22 protein-coding genes are annotated in these 20,322 nt (G+C 39.0%); 14 read left to right on the top strand and 8 right to left on the bottom strand.

Translation table 11 applies throughout. From position 1 onward, the window contains the following. Positions 1-192: 192 nt before the first annotated feature. A complete protein-coding gene (locus tag AB1H92_RS09020; RefSeq protein ID WP_115360607.1) occupies positions 193-1,410 on the top strand; it encodes a CynX/NimT family MFS transporter in 1,218 nt (405 codons plus the stop codon). A gap of 351 nt (positions 1,411-1,761) precedes the next feature. On the opposite strand, the gene AB1H92_RS09015 is transcribed toward AB1H92_RS09020, so the two are convergent. Together AB1H92_RS09015 and AB1H92_RS09010 are read right to left on the bottom strand one after the other, a co-directional pair. Then, a complete protein-coding gene (locus AB1H92_RS09015; protein ID WP_115360608.1) occupies positions 1,762-2,751 on the bottom strand; it encodes an ornithine cyclodeaminase family protein in 990 nt (329 codons plus the stop codon). 19 nt (positions 2,752-2,770) lie between these two features. After that, a complete protein-coding gene (locus AB1H92_RS09010) occupies positions 2,771-4,048 on the bottom strand; it encodes an MFS transporter (protein WP_115360609.1) in 1,278 nt (425 codons plus the stop codon). A gap of 117 nt (positions 4,049-4,165) precedes the next feature. On the opposite strand from AB1H92_RS09010, the gene AB1H92_RS09005 reads away from it, so the two are divergent. The 4 genes from AB1H92_RS09005 to AB1H92_RS08990 all read left to right on the top strand — a co-directional run bounded on the left by AB1H92_RS09005 (position 4,166) and on the right by AB1H92_RS08990 (position 7,651). Then, positions 4,166-4,708 carry a helix-turn-helix domain-containing protein gene (locus tag AB1H92_RS09005; protein ID WP_115360610.1) on the top strand — a complete coding sequence of 181 codons (543 nt, stop codon included), beginning with the start codon at positions 4,166-4,168 and terminating at the stop codon, positions 4,706-4,708. A 264-nt stretch (positions 4,709-4,972) separates the two neighbouring features. After that, positions 4,973-6,109, top strand: coding sequence for a betaine/proline/choline family ABC transporter ATP-binding protein (locus AB1H92_RS09000; protein ID WP_115360611.1), 1,137 nt, complete (start codon positions 4,973-4,975; stop codon positions 6,107-6,109). 1 nt (position 6,110) lies between these two features. Beyond that, the gene (locus AB1H92_RS08995; protein WP_311157233.1) at positions 6,111-6,755 is read left to right on the top strand and encodes an ABC transporter permease; all 645 of its coding nucleotides are present in this window, start codon (positions 6,111-6,113) and stop codon (positions 6,753-6,755) included. 2 nt (positions 6,756-6,757) lie between these two features. Beyond that, positions 6,758-7,651, top strand: coding sequence for a glycine betaine ABC transporter substrate-binding protein (locus AB1H92_RS08990; RefSeq protein ID WP_115360613.1), 894 nt, complete (start codon positions 6,758-6,760; stop codon positions 7,649-7,651). 147 nt (positions 7,652-7,798) lie between these two features. Here the strand turns inward: AB1H92_RS08990 and AB1H92_RS08985 are convergent, their stop codons facing one another. Together AB1H92_RS08985 and AB1H92_RS08980 are read right to left on the bottom strand one after the other, a co-directional pair. Then, positions 7,799-8,464 carry a helical backbone metal receptor gene (locus AB1H92_RS08985; protein ID WP_243835763.1) on the bottom strand — a complete coding sequence of 222 codons (666 nt, stop codon included), beginning with the start codon at positions 8,462-8,464 and terminating at the stop codon, positions 7,799-7,801. 26 nt (positions 8,465-8,490) lie between these two features. Continuing rightward, a complete protein-coding gene (locus tag AB1H92_RS08980; RefSeq protein ID WP_115360614.1) occupies positions 8,491-9,396 on the bottom strand; it encodes an AEC family transporter in 906 nt (301 codons plus the stop codon). A gap of 1,018 nt (positions 9,397-10,414) precedes the next feature. Here AB1H92_RS08980 and AB1H92_RS08975 point away from each other — a divergent pair. Together AB1H92_RS08975 and AB1H92_RS08970 are read left to right on the top strand one after the other, a co-directional pair. Further along, the gene (locus AB1H92_RS08975; RefSeq protein WP_256594301.1) at positions 10,415-10,855 is read left to right on the top strand and encodes a DinB family protein; all 441 of its coding nucleotides are present in this window, start codon (positions 10,415-10,417) and stop codon (positions 10,853-10,855) included. Between the two features lie 24 nt (positions 10,856-10,879). Further along, on the top strand, positions 10,880-11,197 hold the full coding sequence (locus AB1H92_RS08970) for a thioredoxin family protein (RefSeq protein ID WP_115360616.1): 318 nt from the start codon (positions 10,880-10,882) through the stop codon (positions 11,195-11,197). Between the two features lie 113 nt (positions 11,198-11,310). Here AB1H92_RS08970 and AB1H92_RS08965 read toward each other — a convergent pair whose 3' ends face one another. Then, a complete protein-coding gene (locus tag AB1H92_RS08965; RefSeq protein WP_311157223.1) occupies positions 11,311-11,934 on the bottom strand; it encodes a DUF2935 domain-containing protein in 624 nt (207 codons plus the stop codon). Next, the gene (locus AB1H92_RS08960) at positions 11,906-12,115 is read right to left on the bottom strand and encodes a DUF2935 domain-containing protein (RefSeq protein ID WP_311157224.1); all 210 of its coding nucleotides are present in this window, start codon (positions 12,113-12,115) and stop codon (positions 11,906-11,908) included. Before AB1H92_RS08960 ends, AB1H92_RS08965 begins: the two co-directional genes overlap by 29 nt. 207 nt (positions 12,116-12,322) lie before the next feature. Here AB1H92_RS08960 and thiD point away from each other — a divergent pair, with 207 nt between their 5' ends. Both thiD and AB1H92_RS08950 read left to right on the top strand, forming a co-directional pair. Beyond that, entirely contained in the window at positions 12,323-13,150 is an 828-nt protein-coding gene (gene thiD / locus AB1H92_RS08955) for a bifunctional hydroxymethylpyrimidine kinase/phosphomethylpyrimidine kinase (protein ID WP_115360617.1), read from the top strand. Between the two features lie 21 nt (positions 13,151-13,171). Next, positions 13,172-14,308 (top strand): FAD-binding oxidoreductase, encoded by a 1,137-nt coding sequence (locus AB1H92_RS08950; RefSeq protein ID WP_115360618.1) that lies wholly within the window; start codon positions 13,172-13,174, stop codon positions 14,306-14,308. Positions 14,309-14,337: 29 nt separating this feature from the next. On the opposite strand, the gene AB1H92_RS08945 is transcribed toward AB1H92_RS08950, so the two are convergent. Beyond that, on the bottom strand, positions 14,338-14,892 hold the full coding sequence (locus AB1H92_RS08945) for a thioredoxin family protein (protein ID WP_115360619.1): 555 nt from the start codon (positions 14,890-14,892) through the stop codon (positions 14,338-14,340). A gap of 125 nt (positions 14,893-15,017) precedes the next feature. Here AB1H92_RS08945 and AB1H92_RS08940 point away from each other — a divergent pair, with 125 nt between their 5' ends. From AB1H92_RS08940 to AB1H92_RS08920, 5 genes are all read left to right on the top strand, one after another. Beyond that, positions 15,018-15,140: a hypothetical protein gene (locus AB1H92_RS08940; protein WP_256594302.1), complete on the top strand. Its 123-nt coding sequence runs from the start codon at positions 15,018-15,020 to the stop codon at positions 15,138-15,140. 391 nt (positions 15,141-15,531) lie between these two features. Beyond that, complete coding sequence (locus AB1H92_RS08935; RefSeq protein ID WP_115360620.1) at positions 15,532-15,966, top strand: hypothetical protein; 435 nt, start codon at positions 15,532-15,534, stop codon at positions 15,964-15,966. A 339-nt stretch (positions 15,967-16,305) separates the two neighbouring features. Then, a complete protein-coding gene (locus AB1H92_RS08930) occupies positions 16,306-17,379 on the top strand; it encodes a branched-chain amino acid aminotransferase (RefSeq protein WP_115360621.1) in 1,074 nt (357 codons plus the stop codon). A 118-nt stretch (positions 17,380-17,497) separates the two neighbouring features. Then, complete coding sequence (locus AB1H92_RS08925) at positions 17,498-18,649, top strand: YeiH family protein (RefSeq protein ID WP_243835761.1); 1,152 nt, start codon at positions 17,498-17,500, stop codon at positions 18,647-18,649. 95 nt (positions 18,650-18,744) lie between these two features. Then, positions 18,745-19,305: a YhcN/YlaJ family sporulation lipoprotein gene (locus tag AB1H92_RS08920; protein ID WP_115360622.1), complete on the top strand. Its 561-nt coding sequence runs from the start codon at positions 18,745-18,747 to the stop codon at positions 19,303-19,305. A gap of 29 nt (positions 19,306-19,334) precedes the next feature. On the opposite strand, the gene AB1H92_RS08915 is transcribed toward AB1H92_RS08920, so the two are convergent. Beyond that, on the bottom strand, positions 19,335-20,246 hold the full coding sequence (locus AB1H92_RS08915; RefSeq protein WP_115360623.1) for an aldo/keto reductase: 912 nt from the start codon (positions 20,244-20,246) through the stop codon (positions 19,335-19,337). Positions 20,247-20,322: the final 76 nt, after the last annotated feature.

Raw genomic sequence — 20,322 nt, 5'->3', positions numbered from 1 at the left:
AAATCGTATTTTTCAAGACGCATGATCAACAGCGAGCCAGTAATTCTATATTGTTTTAAAGTAATCGGAATTAGTATTTCTGTTCGAAATTTTTTTAAAAAAACGAGCTTCAATAAATATGCACAAGAGATGCCAAAACCCTTAACAATATACTCCTCAACTAGAGAATTAATACACAGGAAGGTTGATTAGATGAGAAAAAAGAATAACGAACAAAATTTAGTTAAAACTCAAGAAAATAACGGCGCATGGATTGCAATCGTCGCAATTATTCTTGTTTCCGTTAGTTTACGTCCTGGAATTATTTCTATTGGGCCTATTTCGACCCTTATTCAAGACGATTTTAATTTTTCATATTCAACACTTTCGATGTTAATCACGATACCTGATTTATTAATGGGGCTTTTAGCTTTGCCGACCCCATGGATTGCCCGTCGCTATGGTCGAGATACAGTAATCCTTTATGCTTTATTACTGCTTACTTTATCCACTCTAGTTCGCGCATTTTCTCCCAATACATTCACATTACTTTCAACAACAGTAGGTGTTGGTGCTGGTATCGCCATCGTCGGTACGTTGATGGGTGGTTTCATCAAATTGAAATTCCCTAATAAAGCAGCATTACTAATGGGGATTTATACTTTCTCCCTATCACTAGGTACTGCACTCGCGGCAGGTACAACAGGAATCATCGCTTCATATGCAGATAGTGGATGGCGCTTAGCGTCTGGTATTTGGGCTTTGCCCGGTGTTTTAGCTATCATTGCTTGGATTGTGATCACCCTTCAAGGGCGTAAAGATAGTCCTGTTTCACAAGAAGTTTCCGAAAGAAGCGTGCCAATTCCATATAAAAACCCAACAGCATGGATGATTGCTCTCTATTTCGGATGTACGAATCTCCTTTTCTATGCCATCATAGCTTGGGTTTCATCGATGTATCAAGAACAAGGATATTCGGTTTCCGTTGCAGGGTTTATACTTTTAACTTTCACCGTTGTATTTATGCTGGCTAACCCTGTATTTGGCGCACTTAGTAAATCACTTGACCGCCGTGGCTGGTTAGCTGTATCTTCCTTGCTTGCTGTAGTAGGTTTGATACTTATTGCCATTTGGCCAGATGCATCTCCATTTATATTTATATCTATTTTTGCTTTTGGCCTTGGTGGTGCCTTTACTCTAAGTATGACCTTGCCACTAGATAATACGAATACAGTAGAAGAATCGAACGTCTGGAACGGATTTGTTTTAACTGTAGGATATCTGATTGCAGCAACAGGACCGTTCTCGGTTGGATTTATGCGAGATCTCTCTGGAGACTTCAGTACTTCGATTTGGTTTCTTGTAGGTATAACAGTTCTTATGCTTATCTTGACACCTTTCCTTAAACCGAATGATCGTTCTTTACAATAGTTTTTTCTCGTTGAGTATGGATTTGAAAACTCCCGAATCTAACACGATAGAAATATGTTAGATTTACGAAAAGTCTCTCTTTCATTTAGAAAGGGAGACTTTTCTATCAATAATAGGTGTCATAACTTTAATAGTTCTGGCACAGATTCTTCTTCAACTAACGGGCGCGATTGTTTAGTAAGGCATATCCAAGTTGCAATAATAAAATATAACAATAAAAAACGCACAGAACTGTGCGTTTTTTATTATGCCTTTTATACTGTCAATGTGGGTACGAATCATACGATAATCAATATGATAATGGAGGTGCGTTTTATTTTACCAAGATCTCTAACATTTGACTCGTAATCGTCAAATCTCAGTCCGTAAGCCAATCTTTCGTTCATTCGCTATTTTATAAACCCCTTTAGCTACGGCCAAGTCGAAATAAGCAGCACCAACACATTTGAAAAATGTAATTTCTTCTTCGTTTGTCCGTCCGTCAATGTTATCGGTTACCAGTTCTTTTAATTCACCATGAAGCTTATCAAAACTCCAGTCAGGTTGTTCAGCTGCATGAATTAATTCTCCGGCTTCTTCTTTAATGCCATCTAAATCATCGACGACAATTTTACTTGCACGTTGAATAAATTCAAAATCGACTTCGCGCATATGCGGTAAATAAGAGCCTACTCCATTTACATGGGTTCCAGGTTTCACGTCTTTTCCATCAAATACAGGTTCTGAGGAGCGCGTACTACAGCAAATAATGTCAGCTTGACGAACCGCCACTGCAACGTCTCGAATAATTTCAATTTGAATCTCTTCCTTAATGCCAAATGAACGAAGCTTTTCGCCGAATTGAACAGCTTTCTCTTCAGTCGGATTCACGAGTAAAATTTGTTCAATATTGCGGACAGCTAAGACGCCTAATACTTGTTCAAACGCCATGCCGCCCGTACCAATGACTGTTAAAACTGCAGCATCCTCTCTTGCTAATCTCGCGGTCGCTAAACCACTTAATGCACCCGTTCGTAAACGTGTTAAGTAAGATGCATTCATCAACGCCAAATGTTCGCCATTTGTCGCATCTGTCACTAACAGGACCCCTTGAGTAGTCGGTTTTCCGAGTGCAGGGTTTTCCGGGAAGATAGTAACGGCTTTCATTGTTGCCATTTCATCTACAAGATCAGCACTCGGCATATACAACGATGATGCACTACGTTCAGGGAATTCTATCACTGTACGATTCGGATTGTCGATTTTTCCCTTTGCCATTGCTTGTAATACTTGTTCAACGTCTAGTAAAGCTTCGTTCATTGCATAAATCGATTGGATTTCTTTTTCATTAATAATTAACATACGTAAAGCCTCCTATAATCTAAGCGTCCAATTCTTGGCCACGACGATCTTTCACAGCCCAAATAGCGATTAGTGAAACGATTGCAGTGAAAATAATGTACATCGCAACTGGCACGTAAGAGTTATTAAATTTTGCAAGTAGTGCAGTTGCTACGAGTGGGGCGGTTCCACCGGCCACAGCAGCCCCGATTTGATAACCAAGTGAGATTCCCGTATATCGAACTTCAGCCGAGAAAATTTCAGAGAACATGGTTCCGAGCACGGCAGTAATTGGTGCCCAAATAATTCCTAATCCAATCACCGTCGCAATGCCTAACAGAATCACGGAACCTTGTTTCAATAACCAAAAATATGGAAATGCATAAAGCGCCATAATAATCGTTCCATACACATATAGAGGCTTTCTTCCAACACGGTCCGAAAGTTTGCCCATGAGAGGAATTAAGAGCGTTGTAATGATCGTAGCAACCATTACAGAATTTAAGACTGCCCGATTTGAAAATCCGAGATATGTTGTTGCATACGAAACGACAAACGTTCCGAAAATATAAAACGGTGCAGTTTCAACAACTTTCGCCCCAATGGCAATGAGTACTTCACGCCAATGTGTTTTTAAAGTTGTAAACAGTGGAATCTTTGGAATTTCTCCTCTTGCTTGTACTTCTTTAAATGAAGGTGTCTCATCAATTCCTTTACGAATCCAAAGGCCAAATACAACGAGAAGTGCACTCAAAATGAAAGGGACACGCCATCCCCAAGTCATAAAGGAACCTTCTGGAAGTAAAGTCATAATGGAAAGTGCAAGCGTACCAAGCATCATTCCAATCGTAATCCCCATTTGTGGAATACTTCCGAAAAACCCACGTTTTTCAGGCGGTGCATATTCAACAGCTAACAGTAAAGCGCCGCCCCATTCTCCGCCTATGCCTAGACCTTGTACTAATCTTAAAGTAATTAATAAAATCGGTGCCCAAATACCGATCGCTTGATATGTAGGTAATAAGCCCATGGCAAATGTTGCAATCCCCATAATGCTTAGTGTTAATACGAGTGTTTTCTTTCGTCCAATGCGATCCCCAATATGACTGAAAATAATTCCGCCAAATGGACGAATGAAGAAGGCAAGCGCAAACGATGCATACGCTAGTAAGAGTCCAATTGTCGGATCCTCTGTAACGAAGAACAACTGATTAAATACAAGCGCAGCAACAGTTCCATATAAAAAGTAGTCAAACCATTCAATGGAACTCCCTACTAAACTCGCAATCAGAACGCGATTCAAATTCTTTTTCTCCATTTTTCATCCCCCCTTTTTTTCAATCCAAAATTAAAGTAATACTTCAATTTGAATTATAGTTATCATAATGCTATTATAAAATTCTGTCAACTATGCAGTTGAGAGGGGGAGTAGGGATTGGAAGAAAATTTAGGGGTACTGATTAAACAAATACGAAAACAGAAGAAGATGACGTTGAAAAGTCTTTCTGAGCAAACTGAACTCTCGATCAGTTTTTTGTCGCAGTTAGAAAGAGGAAAATCTTCTGCGACATTAAATTCCTTAAAAAAGATATCTTTGGCACTCGATGTCAATCCGGGATATTTTTTTAATGAAGTTACAGAAGAGGGTGAAGTCACTTCGAGTGATGCTTTGAAAACCCGGCAAATTACAAGTCCACAATTTTCGTATAAAGACTTAAGTGGTCAATTAGAAAATCCGGCATTTGCACCAATGTTGATTACGCTGAAACCAGGACAAAATGAGGGAGAGTCATTTTCGCATGCAGGCCAAGAATTTTTATATGTATTAAAAGGAGAGCTCACTTTACAAATAGGAGATAGGACTCAAACGCTTAAACCGCATCAATCCATTATGTTTGACTCAAATCAGGTGCATTACTGGTATAACTATACAAACGACGAAGTCCAATTTTTATGCATTTCGTATGACGAAAAGTAATGAATGAAAACACTCACATTCTAGTGGGCAATGAGAATGTGAGTGTCTATAGATAGAGTGATACCCATAGCTGAATAATGGGGATTTAGAATAGCTACTTTATCGCTAGAAAAATCCGATTAGATACCTTTTTCAGAAAAATATGTGCAAAATTTATTTAAGTATGTTAAACTAGATGAATACCTGTTTTAAAAATTTATTAGGAGGTTGATAGAGAGTTTTAAAGATGACTATATTTGTTTCTAAATACTACAGGAGGTTCTTATGATTAAGTTTGAAAATGTAACAAAAACGTATGAAGGCGGATTTCAAGCCGTCAAGTCTGTCAATTTTGAAATTAAAGAAGGTGAATTACTCGTTCTGATAGGTCCGAGTGGTTCAGGAAAATCAACAACAATGAAAATGATTAATCGCATTATCCCTCACACAAGTGGAACGGTATCAATTGATGATAAAGACATTAAGTCGTATAAAGCTTCCGAGCTTCGACGTAATATTGGCTATGTCATCCAGCAAATTGGACTATTTCCGCACTATACAATTGAAAAGAATATTGCAATCGTTCCACAACTCAAAGGGTGGGATGAAAAAGATATTCAACCACGAGTCAAAGAACTGCTTGAATTGGTCGGTCTAGACCCCAAAATCCACGCGACCCGCTATCCTAAAGAACTTTCCGGTGGTCAACAACAACGAGTTGGAATTGCTCGAGCACTTGCATCAAATCCAGATATTATTTTAATGGATGAACCTTTCAGTGCACTAGATCCGATTACTCGCGAACAGCTACAAGCTGAACTTTTAACATTGCATAAAAAGTTAAAGAAAACGATTGTCTTCGTAACACATGACATGGATGAAGCTTTAAAAATGGGTGACCGTATTGCTATTATGAAAGACGGTAAATTACTTCAGTTAGATACTCCAGAGAAATTACTACATGAACCAGCCCATGGATTTGTGGAAGAGTTTATTGGCAAACACCGCATTATCCAAAATCCTGAACTTATGCCAGTTACTGAGATTATGTCAGAAACTATCGTTACTTCTCCCCCTCAGCGTTCTCCGGAAAGAGCACTTGCTCTGATCCGTCAACGTAAAATAACAAACCTTGTAATTTTAAGTGACGACAAGAAACTATTAGGTATCGTATCTGCCTATGATCTATTAAAACAATTTGATGTGATCGATACGATTGACGATATCATGGTTCCTGCAAAACTAGTTTTACTTGATACGGCAACTGCAAAAGATGCTATCGTGATGATTGACGAAGCACCTTTTGGAATGATTCCAGTTGTAGACAGCGACCAAAAAATTGTAGGGCTTGTTACACGCGGTTCCTTACTCTCCGCTATGTCCAGTCAATGGACGGAAACGGAGGAAGATACAATTGAATAATATGAATATATGGCAACAACTTGCTGAACAAACGCAGTTAAGATGGATTGAAGTACTTGAATCTACATTCATTCACATTCAACTCGTCTTCTTTTCGATGATTATCGCTACTGTTCTCGCAGTCACGCTTGGGATAGTCGCTACCCGAGTGCCTTGGTTAAAAACCTTATTACTTGGTGGGGCAGGTGTTCTGCAAACGATTCCAAGTTTAGCGTTACTCGGGTTTATGATTCCGATTTTTGGTATCGGTGTCAAAACAGCAATCGCTGCGCTCTTTTTGTACTCGTTATTGCCAATTATGCGGAATACGTATACGGGGATAAAAGATGTTGACGCGGCGACCGTTGAAGCTGCGAAAGGTGTCGGGATGACGAGTCTGCAAATTTTGTTTAAAGTCGAATTACCACTAGCCATTCCGATTATTATGGCAGGGATCCGTACAGCCGCTGTTATAAACGTTGGAAATGCAACGCTCGCTGCTTTCATCGGTGCTGGAGGACTTGGAGACTTTATTTTCCTTGGTATTACTAGAGGAATTGATGGGTTAATCCTACTTGGTGCAATTCCTGCGACACTTCTAGCGATCATGATTGAATCATTCTTTAGCGCCGTTGAACGTTGGACGACGCCGGAAGGATTGAAATAAGCATGAAGAAAAAACGATTCATTCGCGGTATAGTGCTCACGATTGTTGTGATGTTATTGTCAGGTTGTATTTTTATTGAAAAAGATACAATTCGTGTCGGTTCTCGGAATAATACGGAAAGTATTATTTTGTCTAACATTATGGGGCAATTAATTGAAGATAAATTGGGAATCGATGTACTCTATAAAGAAAATCTTGGTGGGTCTAACGTTGTTTGGAATGCAATGACAAATGGCCATATCGATGTTATTCCTGATTATACGGGAACGATTGTTGTCTCTTATTACCATGAAGAACCAGGTACAGCAGAAGAAACGTTAGCGGCCACAAAACGACTTGTTGACGGAGATGGCATTGTAGCATTTAACACATTTGGTTTTAACAATACGTACACCCTTGCTTTTGATGAAAAGAAAGCCGAAGAACTGGGGGTAGTGACATTTAGCGATTTCGCTGAATATGCACCCGACTTTGTGTTAGGGGCTGTCTTCGAATTCATCGATCGACCTGATGGACTCCCAGGTTTTCAAAAAGAATACAATCTATCGTTCAAAGACGTAAAAGGAATGGACCATGGGATGATGTACCGTTCGATCAACGCAGGTGAAGTGGATGTCATTAACTCTTATACCACAGACGGTCAGTTGCAAATATATGATTTACGTGTATTAGAAGATGATCAATCATTCTTCCCGCCGTACCATGCACTTCCGCTAGTTCGAAAAGAGACATTAGAAGAGTATCCTGAACTCGAAGAAGTACTTAGGCTTTTAGAAGGAAAGATTGATGAAGAAGCGATGCAAATTATGAATGGAAAAGTCGATAACGATGGCATAATGGTTGAACGAGTTGCAGAGGAATTTTTAATTGAAACAGGGCTAATTGAAAAGAAATGATTTGGAAAGCGCACCCACAGCAGGGTGCGCTTTTATTATGATTCTATAAAATTGTTTTTGAGGTAGTTTGCTGCTTCTAACATATTGGCTCCGTACCAAAGCATCTCGCCATCGATGAGTTTTGGGACAGTATTTTTGAGTGTCGTTCTAAATGCCATGACATGCTTCTGTGAAAGTATACGGTTCAGTTGCTAAGAACAAATAATCTAGTTTAGCGCGTTGTATGTCTTTAAATGAAACGATTGGATAGCGGCTCTCAAATTTTGTGAATGGGTTAACAGCATTCATTGCTTCTAATACGGACTGTATGTATGTTGAATGTCCAACAACCATATAAGGGTCTTTCCAAATGACATAGGCGACTCTCTTACCATGGAGGTTTGGTAAATTTGCAAACGCATCTTTAATTCTTTGAATAAGTGAAGTAGCCTCGTGTTGACTGTTTGTGATGCTTCCAATGTCTCGTATCATTCGATCATTCTCTTCAATCGATTGTACTTCACAAACGTAAACTGGAAATTCATGTTCTAATTGTTGAACGATTTCTTTCGTGTTTTCTTCTTTTTCAGCGATAATTAAATCCGGCTGAAGGTCACGTATTTTCTTTAAGTTTATTTCTTTTGTTCCACCAACGATTGCAGCCTTTTCCACCTTGTTTTTGGGGTGAATACAATAGCGTGTGCGTCCGACAATTTCATTTTCGAGTCCTAAAGAAAACAAGGTAGCTGTAATGGCGGGACATAGGGAAATAATTCTTTTCGGTGAACGAGCAATCTGTACTTTTCTACCTAGATGATCAATGACTTCCAACATAATCACAAATCCTTTCTATTTGTTCTTCACGCGCCTAAAAAGAATAAGACAATGGGAATTGTAATAATACTTATCATTGTTGTAATGAATGTCGTAAATGAAACTAAATCTGGTTCCGTACCAAATTGGAGCGCAAACATCGTTGTATTGGCCGCGGCGGGCATGGCAGATTGTAAAATAATAACTGAACGTAATAAGTCATTCACCGGCATAAAATACAAAATGACAGCAGTAATAACCGGAGATGCGACCATTCTAATCACGGTAACCGCCGTTACATAACGATAAGCGACTCTCTTTCTACTAATCGCAGCAAGTTGCATGCCCAGAACGAGCATCACTGTCGGAATGGAAGCATCTGCAACTAAACTAATGCCGTCCATCAACGGGGGTGGTAGCGTAATGGAAAATAATTGGCAGGCGACACCGAAGATTGCTGCATAAATTAATGGCATCCGTATGACGCGCTGAAAGGATTGCTTTAACGTTGCTTTTTCTTCACCACCAAGAGCTGCAAAAAAGATTCCAATTGTATTCATTAATAAAGATTGAAATACCATCATAATGACCGCATAATCAAATCCAACTGCGCCGAAAGCGAATAGCACAACAGGGGCCCCGTAATTGCCGCTATTCATAAAGACACCACCTAAAATCATGGCGGAAAGTTGCGGTCTCGTTGCTTTCATGAAATAACCTGTCACCCATACGATGATGAATAATACAAGTGTAAGCACTAGGCATGCTACGATAATGTATAAATAATCTGCCGTTAATGGGTTCGTGAAAAAAGTGCGAAACGCAAGAAATGGAGACATTAAATATAAGGCAACCGTAGAAATTGACTTAATATCAAAGCCGATTAAGCGCTGTCCAATATATCCAATTGAAAAAATAATGAGCACAGGAAGAATGATTAAATATAAATCCATAAACTTCAACTCCGTTATGTTCTATTATGAGTATCATAGCAGATGAGTAGTTTTATAACATTGATGTATTCTATTTGATTGAGTCAAGTTTTTGTGGGTAGATGTTTTCACTTCCTGGTTAGTTGGGTATTCCGTTTTTTTTAATACCAACTAAACCATGTTGATTTCCGTTCCGAGCGGACGCTTTCCGCGAGGCGTGCGGTGAGCCGCTTCCTTCGCTTCGCTCCGTCCAGGGTCTCACCTGTCACGCTTAATCTCGCAGGAGTCGCCGCTCTGCACTCCAATCAACAGAGATTCCTTATATATAAAATTCTATAAATACATATAACTTATCACGGTTCTCGGCTGACTAATCTAGCTCTTTAAAAGCTGGATAAACGCGTCTGAATAAGTTTGTTAAAGCATTCTAAATAAATCTGTTTCGATCTCATTCAATGTTGGTATTTCGTGTTATTTTAATCATGTGGGTTCTCTCTTGTAGTCTATGTGTGCAAACTTCACTAGACAAGAATAGGGCCTTTTCTCATGCCCTGGAATCCAAATTATTCCATGTGCACCCTAATTAATCGGAGTGGAAATCGGCGAGTGCTCTCAAACGCTTCGCTTTTTGGTCGCAAAAGCCGTTCTTCGTGACGGCTCTTCCAGCGGGAACAGCGCGAGCTAGCCGAACAACGAAGAGTTCGGTTTGTATAATTTTTCGATCTTTGAAAAATTATACAGAAAGTTCTTGCCCCGCAGGAGCAGAGCGACGAGGAGATTGAAGCCGTGCCCGCGGAAAGCGTCCGATTGGAACGGAGATTAATTGTGTTATGGATTTTATGTATATCCCTCACAAACATTTTACTCAGACATTCTACTTTCATTGATTGCAATTAAAAGTGTCCATTTGAAGCGAAAGAAAGATAAGCTTTCACTTTCAAGCCAGTAAATTTCAAAAATGGCACATAATCAGCTAAAGTAATAAGTAGACATTCAGTTAAAGGAGAGGATTTCAATCGAGACGATTCAACAATTAAGGTTGTCGCGTATGTATACTATTGGTCGGGTGAAAAGGGTGGAAGATTCGAAGTGGGATTACCAACCAGCTGGTTTTAATAATAATATTCGTTGGCATGCCGGCCATATATTTGTCATTGTAGAGACATTCCTCCAAAAAAGCGTAAAATCCTATGAGCCAAAATATCCGGAGTGGATTCCTATGTTTGATGATGGAACAAGTCCAAGCGATTGGGGAGAAGACGTTCCGTCAGGTGAAGAAATTTTGGCAGCGCTTCGGGAACAAATGGATTGGGTCATTCCGTTTATTGAAGATAAGCTTGACGGAAAAATGGACGAACCATTAGTAATCGGAGACGATATTATGACGTTTAGCACGATTGATGGAATCGTACAGTTTTTATCTTGGCATGAAGGAACGCATGCCGGCGTCATTCATGCATTAAATCTGTTAGAGAATTGATAGATTGCTTAGGGGGATTATGAAATGGAAAAATTACAATCACTAGAACAATTTGAGCAACTGAAAAATGAAGAGAGAACAATCTTTATGTTTACGGCAGATTGGTGCCCCGACTGCACGGTCATCGAACCAATTTTACCGCGCATTGAAGTAGATTATCCCGAATACACGTTTATTTCTGTAGATCGTGATGAATTTATCGACTTATGTAGTGAAATGAACATTTTCGGCATTCCGAGTTTTGTTGCGTTTCATTCAGGCGAGGAAGTCGGCCGTTTTGTGAGCAAAGCCCGTAAATCCCAGGCTGAAATTGAAGAATTCATTAATGGCTTAGCCGATTAATCAGTTAATTACTTATAAAAAATGCCCATCCATTTAAATTGGATGGGCATTCTTATTGAATTCTTATTTAGCTAATTAATGATGTTGGATAAAAAGTTAATCATTGTTAATACTTAATTGCTTATCTTTGTTGGGTCTCCTTTTGGAGGAGGGATATCTGTCGTTTCCGATAACTTTAGTAAATAATACGTTTCTTCCCGCATCATATGATCAGCCATTTGTGCAGTGAATGTTCCGAGCGCCTCTTTATTGAGTTCCATTTCTTTTAATTCATCAAGAAAAGCTTTGAAAATGGTCATTTCTAAATTAATGTCATTGTGAAATTTCTTTAAAGCGGGGAATTTCATGACATTTGTGCGTAAGTATCCAGCCATTTCTATAGCTTTAAGGTAAAATGCCTCCCATTCTTTTGTGAATTTATGACTTTTCTTTTTCAACTGTTTTTCGGCTCCATCCATCTCCGCATTGATTGCTCCAGCATGTCCTGCTGCATCAAGAAGCCATAATAAGTCATGATGAAGTGGATGGACAGGAGGTGCTTTTTCGCCTTTTTCAAAATATGAGAAAAGCCGAATCGCTTCTTCAACTTCATTCACCATATGATTTAGGAAAGATGGTGTTAACGAGATTTTGATATCTCCAATTAAATGGGCTTGTATTAAGGTTAATTTAAAAGCTCGAATTTCCTCACTCGCTTCTTTTGCTTCTTTAGTTAACAGCCAGTAAAGATTGCTCAACCATCACCTCTTTAGACGTTACAAGAAGGCCTGCAAATAGTTCTTTGAACGCATTGGCCTCTTCAATGTATGCTGTTTCACTAGGCGCCAATGAATCATGAATAAATGCGCTATGATCTTTCAATATTTCTAACCAAAAATGCAGTTCAAATAGCACCTCTTGTTCGAATGTTTTTTGCAAACAATCCCCTCCATATATCATCAGATTATTTATATGAAAACCAATTGAGTAACATTCGCTTATGGAATTATTGAAGAACCAGCATATATATTTGCTTTTTTATTTAAATCATGACATGTTCGTTTATAATATAAAATAGTGTTGTCAAAACCATTCCAAATCGGGATGTTTTTTCAAGGCAGATGAAGAAAATTGGGGGATATTTGAATGATACGTCGTGCATTATCAATTGCTGGATCTGCTGCGAGAGGCGGAGCTGGCATTCAAGCGGATTTAAAAACATTTCAAGAGTTAGGAGTTTTTGGGACGACTGCGGTCACGGCCATCGTCGCTCGAAACCCTAGAACGGGAGAAGGAATTTTCCCGCAGTCCATTGATGCAATTGAAGCGCAGGTCTATACCGTATTACGGGATATCGGAGCGGATGCGATCAAAACAGGGATGTTATTTACTGAAGAAATTATTACAAAGACGGCGGGATGGATTAAAGAATCCAGCGTGAAGCATGTTGTCGTAGACCCAGTTATGATTGGAAAAATAGGGTCGGTTTTATTAAAAGAAGACGCCATTGAAAGTATGAAAAAGGAATTACTACCTTTGGCAACAATTATTACGCCAAATATGCCCGAAGCTGCACAATTACTAGGGGCGTCCGAACTTCTGACGATTGAAGACCTGAAATTGGCTGCGAAAGAATTACATGGGCTCGGTCCAGCGTATGTCCTCGTAAAAGGGGGAAGACTAGATGGACCGGCTGTCGATGTTTTATACGATGGACAACAATTTTATATGTTTGAAGCGCCGCGTATCGATACAATTCATACGAATGGGGCCGGCTGTACGTATTCAGCGGCGATTACGGCGGAACTTGCAAAAGGAAGCACAGTTCCTGAAGCAGTAGAACATGCAAAAAAGTTTATTACAGCAGCTATTCGTCATTCATTTGGCTTTAAACAAGGCGTTGGGCCAACATTCCACGCAGCCTATGGAATGTATGACGAAACAGCATGTAAAACGTGGGTAGAAGAGAAGTAATCGGTAGTAGGAGTTGTATGTATGAATAAGTTTATCGTAATCGGTGCTGGGATTCTTGGGGCTTCCACAGCGTACCATTTGGCAAAATTAGGTGCTTCAGTGACTGTCATTGATAGAAAAGATCAAGGACAAGCAACAGATGCAGCTGCTGGAATTATTTGCCCGTGGCTATCCCAACGAAGAAATAAAGCATGGTATGCGCTCGCTAAAAATGGTGCGGCTTATTATGAAACGTTAATTGAAGCGTTAGAAGCCGATGGAGAAAAAGATACGGGTTACCGAAAAGTTGGGGCCATCAGTTTACATACTGAAAACGCAAAGCTTGAAGCGATGGAGGAACGGGCTACGACTAGAAGAATGGATGCACCCGAAATTGGGGAAGTTTATCGATTAAATGAAGACGATACAAACCAATTATTTCCTCCGCTAGATGAAGCATATGCATCTGTGTATGTGAGTGGTGCTGCGAGAGTGAATGGACGTGCAGTGCGTGACGCATTAATCAACGGCGCGAAAAAGCATGGCGCAACTTTTATAGAAGGTTCAGCAAGCTTGATCCATCAAGACACCGATATTGTAGGCGTGAAAGTCGGGGAGCAAGTGATTCATGCTGACCGTGTAATTGTTACCGCGGGCGCGTGGGCTTCGGATTTATTATCACCAATTGGGATTGACTTACAAGTAAGGGGCCAGAAAGCGCAAATTGCTCATTTACAACTTGAAGGTGTTGAGCGTGCTCATATGCCTGTAGTCATGCCGCCAACGAACCAATATATTCTCACGTTTGATGATGGAGAAGTGGTCGTAGGTGCGACGTATGAAGACGATAAAGAAGGCGATTTAAACGTGACTGCGGGTGGATTACATGAAATCTTAAACAAAGCGTTGCAAGTTGCACCGGGTTTAAATAGTGCAACTTACAAAGAAGCGCGTGTAGGCTTTCGCCCGGTGACACCTAATTTCATGCCAATTATCGGTGAAGTTCCTAACATGACAGGTCTATTTTTAGCAAATGGCCTAGGTTCCTCAGGATTAACAGTTGGCCCTTATTTGGGAGGTCAACTTGCGAAACTTGCGCTTGGACAACAAGTTGAGATTGACCTAGACCTTTACCGTGTTGATCTTGCGATGACACAAAACAAAAAACTCATGCAATGATTGATTTGCATGAGTTTTTATATGCATGATTAAATTTTGGATAGTGTTTCTTTTATACTTGCATAAGCGCCATGCCATAAGTTGGCGTTTTCTTTAAATTCTTTTCCTGTGATTGCAATTAATTCTTTAAATTTCGCATCATATTCTTCGGTCTCTTTCGGTGGTAAATCTTTTTTAAGTTCATCAACAAATTGTTTTGTTTTATCAGAAATTGGTCCCCATTTCGCAATTTCTTCGCCATTATCATTGATGAAAATCATAATTGGGATCGTCCTTGATTTGCCGTTTGTTAAATATTGATCCATGAGTTCTAAGTTTTCATCACGTAACAAAAATTTAACGGGCATGTTTGTTTTTTCCGAAAGTCGAAGTAATACTGGAATGTTTAACATACAATGACCGCACCAAGGTTCAGCTAATACGACAGCCCGCACATTTTTATCCTTTAACTGATTAAGAAAGGACTCATCATTTTCAATATTGAAATTTTCATAAATATGGTGGAACGCTTCTTTATGTTTATCTAGCGTTTCCATATACTGTTCAGGCGTCAAACCTTTGTTAAACCACTCGTTTAAACCCACATCATCATCTCCCATTTTTAATTCATACTTAAAGTGTACGGAATATTGCGTACTAGGTAAACTGATATGCTTTTATCATAAAAGCTCAAATATGGTTCAAGCTTATGATACGGAGGTGAATGAATGTGAGTAAGAAAAAACGTGGGAATGAAAAAGACCGTGAAGAATATGGCTATGGTTATGATAAAAGTGTAGACGATTTAAAAGTAACCGGACAAAATGAGGCGGCTAAAAAGAAAACTAAGTGAGTTTTTTTAATTTTTTATTTGAATGAATAGACAAATATTAAGGTGAACTTTAAATTAATCATTCATATTTGAAAGTAATTTTGTTGATTGGAATGAAGGATGGAAACTCCTGTGGGGCTAGCGGGACAGGTGGATCCCGCTAGCCCATTCCAGTAGCTGCGTGTATTTTCTCAATGTGGCATTACTGATTTTTAGCGCTTTTGTTATCTCTACCGTAGTGTGAAATGCCGTCATCGCATCGCTATGATAGATGATTTCTTCAAAATGAACAGAATTCTTGCAGACAATTGTCCATTCGGTTTTGGTTCTAATGAATAACAAAATTCCCTTTACAGATACTAATTTTGTAATTCTATAATGACAAAAAACTTAAAAAGGAGCTAATAAATTCATGGCTAGAAAGATGGTTGAAGTTAGATTAGATCATATTTTTTGCCCGACATCAGGTGATGATCCAGGGCCTAGTTTGGAGCTTTTTGGTAAGCTATGGGCAAAAGTGAATTTTACACACCCAAATGGATTTGTTACAGAAAAGGCACACGTACCTTTGTGGGATCAACAACCCTATGTAACCATCGCTACAAATACTTTTCTTGGGAATTTTCCAGTTCAGGAAGTTATTATGAGAGATAATGAGTGGTTACAAATTGGCGGTTATATAAAAGATGAAGATGATGGTTTTTGGGACCCGAATGATACATTAAATCCAGATCGCTTTATCCAGATAGGTGTTAATGAAATCAATAGCACGCCTAGAGTAGAAACAATATTCTGGCAAGAATCAGACCAAAAAATTGAAACTAAATTCACCATAACACAAATTTAATTTGTAAAATAAAACAATGCGCTTAAAGCACTTTAAAATTGCCTGTATTGCTTTTTTATCTGCTACGAAATAGTAAACAATACCTTTTTTCGACGTTAAAAAGGCGGCTTCCGTCAATTTTGGACGATTGCCGCCTAATTCTTTGTAATTCTATTTCTATGCGCTTTTTCAATACTTGCTATTTTATCGCTAGCTTGGTGCCTTGCTGAATTCTTCCATGTTCTATATTTAAACTTTAAATGATGCTATTATTTCTGACTTTTTCGTAGTATACTAATTATTAAATCATTTACTTTTGTTGGTTTTGTGAAATTAAAATGGTGAGGAGACACGGGTATCATGACAGTACAAACAATCGAAGTCAAACTGAGTGAGTCAAAAGGAGAAAAGCCGTTAGCAGAGGAATTGCAATTCGGTAGAGTATTCACGGATCATATGTTTATTGCGGATTACTGCGAGGAAAAAGGATGGACAGACCATCGGGTAGTTCCTTATGAACCACTCACACTTGATCCAGCAGCAATTGTTTTTCATTATGGACAAACGGTATTTGAAGGGTTGAAAGCCTATTTATCTAAAGAAGGGAAAATCCGTTTATTCCGTCCAGAGCAAAATATGCGCCGTATGAATCAATCGTGTGAACGTCTATGCATGCCGCAAATTGACGAAGAGTTTGCGCTCGAAGCGTTGAAGCAATTACTCATTGTAGATAAAGACTGGATTCCTAAAGCAGAGGGGACCTCTCTTTACATTAGACCTTTTATGATTGCGACGGAGCCTTATTTAGGGGTTGCGCCTTCAACTAAATATCGTTTTATGATTATTTTGTCGCCAGTTGGTTCTTATTACAAAGAAGGGATTCATCCGGTGAAAATTTTAGTCGAAAACGAATACGTTCGAGCCGTTGATGGAGGTACTGGAACCGCAAAAACAGCGGGTAACTACGCCGCAAGTTTAAAAGCGCAAGAAGTAGCGGATCAAAAAGGTTATTCACAAGTTCTTTGGTTAGATGGTGTGGAGAAAAAGTACATAGAAGAAGTAGGGAGTATGAACGTTTTCTTCAAAATTAATGGGGAAGTCATTACACCTGAACTAAATGGTAGTATTTTGGAAGGGATCACAAGAAAATCCATTATCCAATTACTAAAGCATTGGAATATCCCAGTGATTGAGCGCAAAATTTCAATGGAAGAACTGAAAGAAGCGCATGCTAATGGGGCGTTAGAAGAAGCGTTTGGAACGGGGACGGCAGCAGTTATTTCCCCAATTGGCGAGTTTAATTGGCAGGATGAAAAGTTTGTTGTGAATGAAGGGAAAACAGGCGAACTTTCAAAACAATTATATGATACATTAACGGGCATTCAAACAGGGACGGTTGAGGATCCATTTAATTGGGGCGTAGAAGTCAATTAATGTGTGCATCGTTTAGATAAAGATCAGAGTAGGAGAGGGGTTTGGTATCCTCTTCTACTTTTGTTCGTTTCAAGACTTATTTTAAAAGTAATTTACACCAAAGGAATTGAGGAACGATTTGATAAAAGAAAGTAGTGGAAAGAATAAATTTCTTATGTATGTACCAGGCGTAGCGCTTTGCCTTGCAGTAATATTAATTGGCATTTATTTTGCGGACTTAATAGGTTTGTTATTGAACGCTATGAATGTGTTGCCTGCAGGTAGTTCTAGTCCAATATCAGGTATATTCGTTGCCATTTTACTCGGTATTTTAATACGAAACACAATCGGGCTATCCGAGGTGTTTATGGATGGGATTAAGTTTTCCCTTAAATACTTATTGCGAGCTGGTATCATTTTACTTGGGTTACGCCTAAGTCTTGTTGAAGCTTTAAAGCTTGGTGCTTGGGGATTACCGTTAATTATCCTTTGTATTGCTTGCGGTTTAACGGTTACTTTATATTTCACGAAAAAAATGAACCAGTCTAAACGGCTTGGAACCTTAATTGCTTCCGGAACGGGAATTTGTGGAGTGACTGCGATTATGGCAACGGCACCTGTCGTCAAAGCGAAAGATAATGAAATCTCGTACGCAGTAGCAAACATTACAATGTTCGGGTTAGTCAGTATGTTATTTTACCCGTATTTGGCTCATTTCTTTTTTGCTGATCATCCTATAAAAGCAGGCTTATTTTTAGGAACTGCGATTCACGATACAGCACAAGTAACGGGTGCGGCACTTATTTATAATCAGATGTATGGAATAGAAAAGGTGATTGATGTTGCTACTGTCACCAAATTAACAAGAAATTTATTTATCATTGCAGTCATTCCATTGATTTCTTATCTATTTTTGAAAAATGGAGAACAAGATAATGGAGAAGAAATAAAAGAAGTACCGAAATGGTATAAGCTAATTCCATTATTTGTCATTGGATTCTTACTTCTAGCGTTGATTCGAACCGTTGGAGATATGACAAGTAGCCGTGGCGGCGAAGCGTTTGGCGTTTTAAATGTCGCGACATGGGAAAGTTTTTACACGACATTCAGTGCATTCGGTTCGACTTATTTACTTGGGGCTGCAATGGCAGGTGTTGGTTTATCGACTAATCTAAAAATGTTTAAAGGCCTTGGACTCAAGCCATTTATGATTGGACTCGTTGCCGCATTTTCCGTCAGTATCATGAGTTTAATTTTAATATCATTATTCGGTGATTTTGTAACGATTTAAATGATGAATGAAATATGGAAAAGATTAATTATGAATACATAAAAACTCCCAATTTAGGTCATGCTAGTACTGAAATTAAATTAGGGAGGAATTCGATGAAGAAATTAATGATGTTGATGATGGCTGCACTTGTCGCATTAGCGCTCGTAGGTTGTGGTACGAATAAAAATAATGATAACAACACGACTGAAAATAATACAGTAGAAGATGGGGGGAATAACGAAAATACTCAAGATAATGTCAACAATGGTGAGGCACGCCTGGATGTGGCCGAAGATGCTGCTGATAAAGTGGCAGAACTAGAAGAGGTAGATCGTGCGACGGTACTTGTCACAGACAACAATGCTTATGTTGCTGTTGTTTTGAATAACAATGACGGTACGGGTACAGATAATAACAATAACGATAACGATACGACCACGGATACCAACAACGCGACAGCTGAAGATGAACTATCCAAGGAACTAGAAGATAAAGTTGCGGAAAAAGTTCGTGAAGTGAATCAGGATATTGAAAATGTATATGTCTCTCTAAACCCTGAATTTGTTGAACGAATGAACGATTATCAAACGCGTATTAATGAAGGCGAACCAATCGAAGGATTCTTTGAAGAATTTGGAGAAGCCGTTCGAAATGTCTTCCCAGATGCACGATAATCAAGAATATCGCTGGTCAAAACACCGACTCATAAAGACTCGAGTCGGTGTTTTTCATATTTATGTTGTGTTGTCATATCCCGTAATTTCTTTAGTGATTCAAATGAACTTCCTTTTTCATAAGCAGCAATGGAGTCCAGGAGTTGCTCTTTAGATTTTGCACCAACCAATGCGGAAGCAACAGATCGTTCGTTTAGTGCGAAAGCAATTGCCGCAGCGTGTAAATCATCAATATTTTCGTGCAAGTTTTTAATTGTTTCAATTAATTCATTTTTATGATAGGATGCAAATCCTTTTATAGCTTTTGCGTTAGCCGTTCCATTTGCTGTTAGAAAGCCCTTTGCAATCGTTCCTCTCGTAATAATGGAAGCACCGAAGTTTTCGATCATAGGAATCCATTCTTCGGGCCTTCTATCAAGTACATTGTACTGCATCATGACAGAAACGGCGGAACTTCTTTCGAGAAACCGTTTGATCACAGTAGGCCGTATGGATGAAATGCCATATTGTAAAATGAGTCCTTCCTTTTTCAAACTTTCAAAAGCATCGATTGTCTCATCTACATGATCTTCCATCGTACCGCCATGTAATTGGTACAAATCGATATAATCGGTTCCCAGTCTTCGAAGGCTTTGTTTGACAGCTTCTGTAATATGTCTTTTAGTTGGGTTCCAAGACCAACTCTTTCCATCTGCATTCAGTTGGTTTCCTACTTTCGTCGCGAGCACGATCTCATTTCTTCTTCCTTTTAATAAAGAAGCGATGAACTCTTCATTTCTTCCACCACCATATAAATCAGCAGTATCGAAAAAATTGATTCCAGCATGGCGTGCTACATCGAAAATTTCATTTGCTTCTGATAAGTGATTAGGCAATGACATGGCACCGAATCCGAGTTCAGAAACGAATAGGCCACTTGTTCCTAGCTCTCTTCTTTTCATCCTTACCCCACCTTTTTTCCTTTCATGGTACAATGACTAGACAATAAATTCCACTAATAAAAAGTAGAAAGGAACG

It is taken from the genome of Sporosarcina pasteurii (assembly GCF_041295575.1).
GTDB lineage: Bacteria > Bacillota > Bacilli > Bacillales_A > Planococcaceae > Sporosarcina > Sporosarcina pasteurii.
This window is presented reverse-complemented; position numbering and strand designations above follow the sequence as displayed.

Coding starts and splice junctions, on each gene's coding strand:
- AB1H92_RS09020 (WP_115360607.1), top strand. CDS start 193: ATGAGAAAAAAGAATAACGAACAAAATTTAGTTAAAACTCAAGAAAAT.
- AB1H92_RS09015 (WP_115360608.1), bottom strand. CDS start 2,751: ATGTTAATTATTAATGAAAAAGAAATCCAATCGATTTATGCAATGAAC.
- AB1H92_RS09010 (WP_115360609.1), bottom strand. CDS start 4,048: ATGGAGAAAAAGAATTTGAATCGCGTTCTGATTGCGAGTTTAGTAGGG.
- AB1H92_RS09000 (WP_115360611.1), top strand. CDS start 4,973: ATGATTAAGTTTGAAAATGTAACAAAAACGTATGAAGGCGGATTTCAA.
- AB1H92_RS08995 (WP_311157233.1), top strand. CDS start 6,111: ATGAATATATGGCAACAACTTGCTGAACAAACGCAGTTAAGATGGATT.
- AB1H92_RS08990 (WP_115360613.1), top strand. CDS start 6,758: ATGAAGAAAAAACGATTCATTCGCGGTATAGTGCTCACGATTGTTGTG.
- AB1H92_RS08985 (WP_243835763.1), bottom strand. CDS start 8,464: ATGTTGGAAGTCATTGATCATCTAGGTAGAAAAGTACAGATTGCTCGT.
- AB1H92_RS08980 (WP_115360614.1), bottom strand. CDS start 9,396: ATGGATTTATATTTAATCATTCTTCCTGTGCTCATTATTTTTTCAATT.
- AB1H92_RS08970 (WP_115360616.1), top strand. CDS start 10,880: ATGGAAAAATTACAATCACTAGAACAATTTGAGCAACTGAAAAATGAA.
- thiD (WP_115360617.1), top strand. CDS start 12,323: ATGATACGTCGTGCATTATCAATTGCTGGATCTGCTGCGAGAGGCGGA.
- AB1H92_RS08950 (WP_115360618.1), top strand. CDS start 13,172: ATGAATAAGTTTATCGTAATCGGTGCTGGGATTCTTGGGGCTTCCACA.
- AB1H92_RS08935 (WP_115360620.1), top strand. CDS start 15,532: ATGGCTAGAAAGATGGTTGAAGTTAGATTAGATCATATTTTTTGCCCG.
- AB1H92_RS08930 (WP_115360621.1), top strand. CDS start 16,306: ATGACAGTACAAACAATCGAAGTCAAACTGAGTGAGTCAAAAGGAGAA.
- AB1H92_RS08920 (WP_115360622.1), top strand. CDS start 18,745: ATGAAGAAATTAATGATGTTGATGATGGCTGCACTTGTCGCATTAGCG.
- AB1H92_RS08915 (WP_115360623.1), bottom strand. CDS start 20,246: ATGAAAAGAAGAGAGCTAGGAACAAGTGGCCTATTCGTTTCTGAACTC.